The sequence below is a fragment of the Methanobrevibacter sp. genome (genome assembly GCF_045646045.1).
In the GTDB taxonomy this organism is placed as follows: Archaea; Methanobacteriota; Methanobacteria; order Methanobacteriales; family Methanobacteriaceae; genus Methanocatella.
On sequence record NZ_JAZRJY010000015.1, the window covers coordinates 1 to 7099 of the forward strand.

Below are 7099 nucleotides of genomic sequence, written 5' to 3' on the forward strand. Positions count from 1 at the left end.
CACGGCTTTTTCAATTAATATATGGTAATTTTTCACATCTTCATCAGTATTTTCTGATAAGAGTTTGGTTAATTTTCTGCTCTCTTTTATGGAGTTTGAAACTGAACTGTCTCTTCCAAAGTCATCTTCTCTTCCTTCAGCGAGAATTGCAATTTTAGGGGTTTTTTCAACTTGTTTGAGAAAATCAATACAGTTCATTGCTATTCTAAATTTGTCTTCAACAGTGTTTCCTTCATCAATTCCAACAGGTGTTAATAGGAATTCCTGTTCTCCATTATTGATATATGTTGCTCTGGAAAGATGAGGATAACGTTCTTTTAGTTTAGCAATAATATTGGATGCATTTAGTGATCCACGAATCACTGCATCTATATTTCTATCATACACTGCTTTTAATAAATCTTCATCACTATATACTAATATTAATTCTGTTTTTGGGTGTTTTTCTTTGAAAATATGGCATGCTTGTATAATATTTTCATTTTCTCCAACACCAATAGCTATTCGTTTCATTAGTTTATGTATTTGTATTTCATTATATAATTAAGTTTTTGTAATTTTTTTATACTTAATATGTACATATTAATGCTTTAAGTGATACTTTAGGTATACATAATGTCTTTTTATATGTTGACCTATTATAAAATATGAACGAAAATGATATTTTTAAATTAGTTGGTTATGTAATTGCATCAGAATATAGGACAAATATTATCAAATGTATAGGAAATGAAATTAAAATTCCTTCTGTTATTGCAGAGGAAGTTGGTCTTAGGACAAATCATGTTTCAAATGTTTTAAAAGAGTTAAAAAAAGAAAAGATAGTGGTTTGTTTAAATGAAGATGCAAGAAAAGGTCGTTTGTATAAGAATACAGAAATTGGGATTGAAATATTAAAATATATTTAAAAAAAATAAAAGAAAAAAATTAGTTATTAAAATTTTCTATAGCTGAATCAACTAATTTAATTACAGATTCACCTAAATCTGGATAAGTATCATCAATTTCAACAGGGACATTGTCACAATAAACAACTTCCAGACCATGACTAATTGCATCCTTGCTGGCAACATCAACTGCAGCCGCTTTAAGTTCAGTCAACATGACTTCGGCTTTATCCATATATTTTTCCATATCTTGACGTAATAATGGTCTATTGGATAGGTGAGCTGTTGTTCCGATAACTTCACAATCATAATTATCTTCTAAATAATCAACCAATTTGTCTTTAACGGATTCTGGGGCTGTTGTTGCAAATAAAACTTTTTTGCCCGCAAGATCACCTAAAGGCTTAGGTCTGAATACAGTAGAAATTACGGTTGCATCCGGATTAACTTCTGCTACGAATTCTTCAATCTTTTTAATTTTATCAGCATCAGCCATAGGCTCTTCACACATTGTTAAAATGACCAAATCTCCAAGACCAACTCTATATGGTCCAAAATAAGTGGTTAAATTTTCAATAGGCTGATTGGCTCCAATAAGTGCTATTTTTTTGTCTGTTTTAATTGGGGGTATTGCAGCACCGCTACCTTCAAATATTGCAAATTTGGAATCAACTTTGTTTGCTAATTTGGCTCCCTGTTTCATATTGGTTAGGTAAACTTCTCCAGCCATTCCGCCGCCGCAACGTCTGCAACCTATTGTTAAAATCCTGCTCATTAATGCATCTTCCCAATGGTCACTGGCTGCATGAACTCCCTTTTCAGATTGTTCAAGTAAATATTCGGCGGTTATCTCTAATTCTTCTCCATGAACAATTTCCGGCTCCTCAGGTCCACCTCTTCCCATGGCTATTACGCATGGTTCGTACCCATTTTTATCAATTAGTCTTGACACAAATCCTGAAACTGCAGTTTTACCAATACGTTTTCCGGTTCCAAGAATGGTAATTGATGGCTTTTCCATTATTTCATATTGTGAGGTTGGTTCAAATCTAAAATCAGGACCTTCATAAATTATGCCTTCATACAAGACTTTACATGCTATCCTAAATCTTTTCGGATAGTCAAGAATTGGTTCATCGCTCAAATCCATTACTGTATCAGCATTAAATTCCCTAATCATTTCCACAATAAGGTCATATGGAATGTCCTTATCTTTTGCAAACTGAACTGGAACTCCCAACTTTTCAGAGTAGGATTCTTCAGAATCATCCCTTAGTTTTTCAGTTCCACCTATAAAAACAGCGGCCACTATATCGATATGTTCTAGTTTGTTTAATGTATCTATTGCTTCTTTAGTAACTGGCAAGTAATGTTCTCCATCTACTAAACAAAGCATTTTGTTAATACCTTTCATATATACAGATATGGAAGTTATTATTATTTAAAAATATTTAAAAAAAGAGGACGACTCAAAATTAATTATTTTTTAAAATTTTTTTGCATTTATTTTTATTATTTTCAGGTATTTTGTTTGTTGTTTTGGTGTATGAGTTCATTTTGTATTGTTTCGTTGTATATTCGTTTTAAATTATGTGATATTGCGAGTAATTTTGTTTCTGTTTGTGTTCTTTTTAGTCCAATTGTGTTGAATTCTGTAACTTTTAGATTTTGTTTAATATTTCCAAATGGCCATTCTGCTGTTTTTGATCGTTTTTTGTAGATTTCTTGTGCCCAGGGTGTTTCCATTTTTCTGAGCATTTTTATTTTGTTGGGATTGCCATAATCTGTAATTACTCTTGAAAATCTTTTTCCACAGCATTCTTGGTGTTTTGGGCATGTTTTGCAGTTTTTTGTCCAGTATGCGATTCGTGTGTTGTTTTTGTAACTTTTTTGGTTTTCTAGTATTTGGCCCATGGGGCAGATATATGTGTTTTTTTCATGATCAAAGGTGAATTTATCTTTTCCGAATGGTTTGTCCTTTTTGTTGATTTTTTTGAGTTTTCTTGAGAGTTTTCGTGTGGATATGTATCCATCTAATTGATTTTCTGCGAGATAGTCTATATTTTCGTTTGTTGAGTATCCGTTGTCTGCTGAAATTTGTGTATTTGGAGGTAATTCTCCAAATATTGATTTTACTTGTTCTATTTGTGGAATTAATTCAAATACATCTGTTGGATTTTGTGTTAGTGATGAGGATACGATTATTCCTTTGTAATCGTCTACTGCTATTTGTAAATTGTAATCGAATTCCCATTTGCTTTTTTTATTTAGCATCCATCTTGATTCGGGGTCGGTGATGCTAATTACGTCATTGGTGGTCTTTTGGAGTTCTGTATCGATTTTTTCTACTTTTTTGAGAATTTTTTTGGCTGATTTTTTATCCTTTTGTGCTTGTTCTAATAGTTTTTTACTACTTCGTCGTAGTTTAAATTCGTTTCTGTCACCTTTTGTGGTTTCTGTTACTTTTTTATAGATTTTTTCGAAGGATTCTTTGTCGATTAGTTCTTTTGGTACTGAATTTCCTGATTCATCTCCGAGAATTTCATCTTCTTCTTCGTCGAGTTCAATACTCTTTTTTAAGATGTCTTTTAAGAGGTCTATTTGTTCTTGGTTGGTTAAATTATTTATAGATGCTTTGGCTTTGATTTTTGTTCCATCAATTGCAATGTGTTTGAGTTTTACTAAATCTAATTCTTTTGCCATTAGAACTGTTGTTTTAAATGCGTCATCAATTAGTTCTACGTGATCTACTTTGAATCTGTTGATTGTTCGGAAATCAGGTTTTTCCATACCAGCCAAATACATATAACTAACATCAGTGGCCGTTTTTGCAGCTACTTCTCTTCCAGACAATCCACCATCAAAAGCACCCATCAAAACAAGTCTTAATAACATTTTACGAGAATAAGCAGGCTTGCCTGGTTTATAACAATAATTTACATTGACTTTTGAAAAATCCATTTGATCAACAACATTTTGAATAAAATAACAAGGATGATCTTTTGGAATCAAATCTCTCAAGTCTAAAGGAACCAATAATTGCTGACCAATTTTATCCTCTCTCAAAACCATAAAAAACACAACCAAAAAGTTAATTAACTCTAATAATAGATTGTACTTTCTAATATATAAAATTAAAGGATAATAAAAAAGAAAAAAATTTTAAACACAAAAATTATGAGTCAGCCTCTTTTTTTGAAAAATATGCAATATCTAAAAATAGTGTTGTTTTCAGGTGATGATTTTTAAGTTGGTTATTTTATTTTTTCAAGTACTTCCAATCCTAATTCGGTACATTTATACAATCTTCCTTTTCTTACCTCTTCATTGACACATATGACTAATTTTTGCTTTTTTAAATCAGATAATGCTGCAGACACCTGGCTAGTGTTAACATTAATGTCACGAGCAATTTCTGATGGCATTTTAATGTCATTACCAATAGATTTCAATGTGTTTGTTCTGTAAGGTGATATTTTCACATATCCAAGAAGTTCATATAATTTGATTTCTGGCATAATTATATTTTTAATAAATTAATAAGAAATCTTTATATATCAATTATGTTTATTTAAATTGATTTAAACACATGTTACTAATATGATGTTATTTAATGGCATTCATAAATCTGTTTTTAATTTCAACTGGAGTCAAGTCAATAATAGGAGCTTTTGAATTTCCGGCTTCAGTATTGTATACGATAAAACTCGCATCATCACTTTTAATTATTTCAGCCAAGTCAATGTCTTCAAAGTTAAAGCTATTTTTAAATCCAACGCTTTTTGCAATTTCACATAAGTCAATTACCTGAGCATATGTGTCTTGATTTCCAGTTGATCCGTATGCACCGTTATCTATCACAATCCAAGTTAAATTTTTAGGATTATTGGCAAAGATGGTTACAAGTGAACCCATATTCATCAAAAGTGATCCGTCGCCATCAATGACAACAATATCTTTGTCTGGACAAGATAATGCAAGACCTAAACCGATTGATGATGCAAGACCCATTGAACCAATCATATAAAAGTTTTCATCCCTATCGTCAATGTCATACAATTCCCGGGATGGAAATCCGATGTTGCAAACAACAATTTCATCATCAATATTTTTCATTATATCTGCAATTGCATCTCTTCTTGCCATATTATCACCAATAACTAATTTCTAAAAGTACTGAAACTGGTTTTCCTTCTTCAGTTGATAAATCCCATGAATCAAATATCGCTTCATAAGCAGCTTCAGGATTTCCAGGTTTAAAAAATTTAAAATCCATAGCTTCTAAAATTAGAGGTGTGGATTCTCCCATTGGGACCTGTCCACAAATGTTTTCTCCTTCTGTTCCCCTATGGCTCATAATCATAATTAATGGAAACTCATATAATTGTATTAATGACTTTAAAGCATTTATGGAGTTTCCAAGTCCTGAATTCTGCATTAATATTGCAGTTTTTCTGCCTCCAAGGTAAGCTCCAGCACATATTCCGATTCCTTCTTCTTCACGGGTTACGGGGATATGAATTATTTCATCATCCTCATCAATCATATTAAGTAATTTTGATAGGTTAACGCATGGAACACTGACAATAAAGTCGATTCCAGCATCTTTGAGACCATTAAAAATAGCTTCACTACTGTCCATTGTATCACATCTTCTAATATTATTACAATTATATAACTCATTATTTAAATAGGTATTTTTTTTTAAATCAATATTTTTTATTATTTTTAAATTTTTATTAATTAAAATTCATATTTTTATTTTAAATTAATGTATAATTTTATTCATTCAATTTAATTAATAGAAAACTTTTTATTTAATTTGATAGTAATATATTATCATGTTTGATAAACTGCCAGTATCTTCCAAAACTGAAAAAATATTAACAAAATCTCTAGACGAACAAATTACTGTAGAAGAAGCAAATCATTTAATGAATATACACGGTTCGGATTTATATCATTTACTTGCAACAGCGGACTATGTAAGGCATGAACTTGTTGGAGACAACGTTACATTCATTAATAACTGCAATATTAATTTCACTAATATATGTACTGTCAGATGTGGATTTTGTGCATTTGGAAAGGATGCTGATGATCCTGACGCTTATGTGTTGTCTGATGAAGAAATTTTAGCAAAGGCAGAAGGTGCGGTAGCAGACGGCGCTCGGGAATTCACATTGATGGGCGGTGTACATCCGGATGCAGATATTGAATATTATGAACATTTGCTTACATTATTGAAAGACAACTATCCTAAAGTCTCAATTCATGGATTTTCACCAACAATGGTTAGGGATGCATGTTTAGCGTCTGGGATAAGTGTTGCTGAAGGTTTTGAAAGATTAAAAGATGCTGGTCTTGATACATTGCCTGGAACTGCAGCTGAAATTTTGACTGATAGGTCAAGAGAAATTATATGTCCTGAAAAGGTATCTGTAGTTGAATGGGTTGATATTGTGAAAACATCTCATGAAGTGGGAATACCAGGTTCATCCACAATTATGTACGGTCATGTTGAAACTTTTGAGGAACGAGTGGAACATATTGATGTAATCCGTAATTTACAGGAAGAAACTCATGGGTTTACTGAATTTATTCCAATGACTTTTATGCATGAGTATTCCCCAATCTTTTTGGAAGGTCAATCAAATCTTGGGGCTACAGGAACACAGGATTTAAAATTATATGCTGTTTCAAGGTTAATGCTAAGAGATTTGATTCCTAATCTGCAGGTATCCTGGGTAAAAATGGGATTCAGATTTGCACAGGTAGTATTGACTGCAGGGGCAAATGATTTAGGCGGAACATTAGGTGGTGATGAGTTATCTGAAGCATCAGGAGCTCCAGATGGAGTTAATGCTTCAATTGAAACTTTAAGCAGGATGGTTGAAGATTTGGGAAGAAACCCTATTGAAAGGAATTCGATATACTCTGAATTTTACCCAATCGATTAACCGCTGCAATTGTCTTTAAGTGACTGAAAGTGGTAATATGAATAAATTTATTGTTATTGATGGACTTGACGGGTGCGGAAAAGACACTCAGGTTAAGTTACTTGCGGAAGTATATAAAAGTCAAGGTCGTGATGTAACTATACGTTCTCATCCTTGCAGTGACAATAAATTTGGCAGAAAATCAAAACAGGCACTTCTAAAAACAGGTAAGATAAATCATTTGAAGGCCACAATATATTTTGGTTTGGATGC

At 32.1% G+C, this 7099-nt stretch carries 8 protein-coding genes and 1 pseudogene; 3 read left to right on the plus strand and 6 right to left on the minus strand.

What is annotated here, in order from left to right:
- The coding region (locus tag ACKI5C_RS00990; RefSeq protein ID WP_407431145.1) for a phosphotransacetylase at positions 1-513 on the minus strand (513 nt) is incomplete at its 3' end.
- A gap of 134 nt (positions 514-647) precedes the next feature.
- Here ACKI5C_RS00990 and ACKI5C_RS00995 point away from each other — a divergent pair.
- Positions 648-908 (plus strand): transcriptional regulator, encoded by a 261-nt coding sequence (locus ACKI5C_RS00995; protein ID WP_407431147.1) that lies wholly within the window; start codon positions 648-650, stop codon positions 906-908.
- 19 nt (positions 909-927) lie between these two features.
- Here the strand turns inward: ACKI5C_RS00995 and ACKI5C_RS01000 are convergent, their stop codons facing one another.
- The 5 genes from ACKI5C_RS01000 to comD form a co-directional block, all read right to left on the minus strand.
- Complete coding sequence (locus ACKI5C_RS01000) at positions 928-2301, minus strand: 2,3-diphosphoglycerate synthetase (protein WP_407431149.1); 1374 nt, start codon at positions 2299-2301, stop codon at positions 928-930.
- Between the two features lie 104 nt (positions 2302-2405).
- On the minus strand, positions 2406-3959 hold the full coding sequence (locus ACKI5C_RS01005) for an IS1182 family transposase (RefSeq protein WP_407431151.1): 1554 nt from the start codon (positions 3957-3959) through the stop codon (positions 2406-2408).
- Between the two features lie 182 nt (positions 3960-4141).
- Positions 4142-4405 carry a MarR family transcriptional regulator gene (locus ACKI5C_RS01010; protein ID WP_407431153.1) on the minus strand — a complete coding sequence of 88 codons (264 nt, stop codon included), beginning with the start codon at positions 4403-4405 and terminating at the stop codon, positions 4142-4144.
- An 88-nt stretch (positions 4406-4493) separates the two neighbouring features.
- Positions 4494-5033, minus strand: a complete 540-nt coding sequence (comE, locus tag ACKI5C_RS01015) for a sulfopyruvate decarboxylase subunit beta (RefSeq protein ID WP_407431155.1) — start codon at positions 5031-5033, stop codon at positions 4494-4496.
- Positions 5034-5037: 4 nt separating this feature from the next.
- Positions 5038-5529, minus strand: a complete 492-nt coding sequence (comD, locus tag ACKI5C_RS01020) for a sulfopyruvate decarboxylase subunit alpha (RefSeq protein WP_407431157.1) — start codon at positions 5527-5529, stop codon at positions 5038-5040.
- 199 nt (positions 5530-5728) lie between these two features.
- Here comD and cofH point away from each other — a divergent pair, with 199 nt between their 5' ends.
- Positions 5729-6847 carry a 5-amino-6-(D-ribitylamino)uracil--L-tyrosine 4-hydroxyphenyl transferase CofH gene (cofH, locus tag ACKI5C_RS01025; protein ID WP_407431159.1) on the plus strand — a complete coding sequence of 373 codons (1119 nt, stop codon included), beginning with the start codon at positions 5729-5731 and terminating at the stop codon, positions 6845-6847.
- 37 nt (positions 6848-6884) lie between these two features.
- Positions 6885-7099 (plus strand): annotated as a pseudogene (locus ACKI5C_RS01030) (thymidylate kinase); the annotation flags it as partial.

Coding starts and splice junctions, on each gene's coding strand:
- ACKI5C_RS00995 (WP_407431147.1), top strand. CDS start 648: ATGAACGAAAATGATATTTTTAAATTAGTTGGTTATGTAATTGCATCA.
- ACKI5C_RS01000 (WP_407431149.1), bottom strand. CDS start 2,301: ATGAAAGGTATTAACAAAATGCTTTGTTTAGTAGATGGAGAACATTAC.
- ACKI5C_RS01005 (WP_407431151.1), bottom strand. CDS start 3,959: ATGGTTTTGAGAGAGGATAAAATTGGTCAGCAATTATTGGTTCCTTTA.
- ACKI5C_RS01010 (WP_407431153.1), bottom strand. CDS start 4,405: ATGCCAGAAATCAAATTATATGAACTTCTTGGATATGTGAAAATATCA.
- comE (WP_407431155.1), bottom strand. CDS start 5,033: ATGGCAAGAAGAGATGCAATTGCAGATATAATGAAAAATATTGATGAT.
- comD (WP_407431157.1), bottom strand. CDS start 5,529: ATGGACAGTAGTGAAGCTATTTTTAATGGTCTCAAAGATGCTGGAATC.
- cofH (WP_407431159.1), top strand. CDS start 5,729: ATGTTTGATAAACTGCCAGTATCTTCCAAAACTGAAAAAATATTAACA.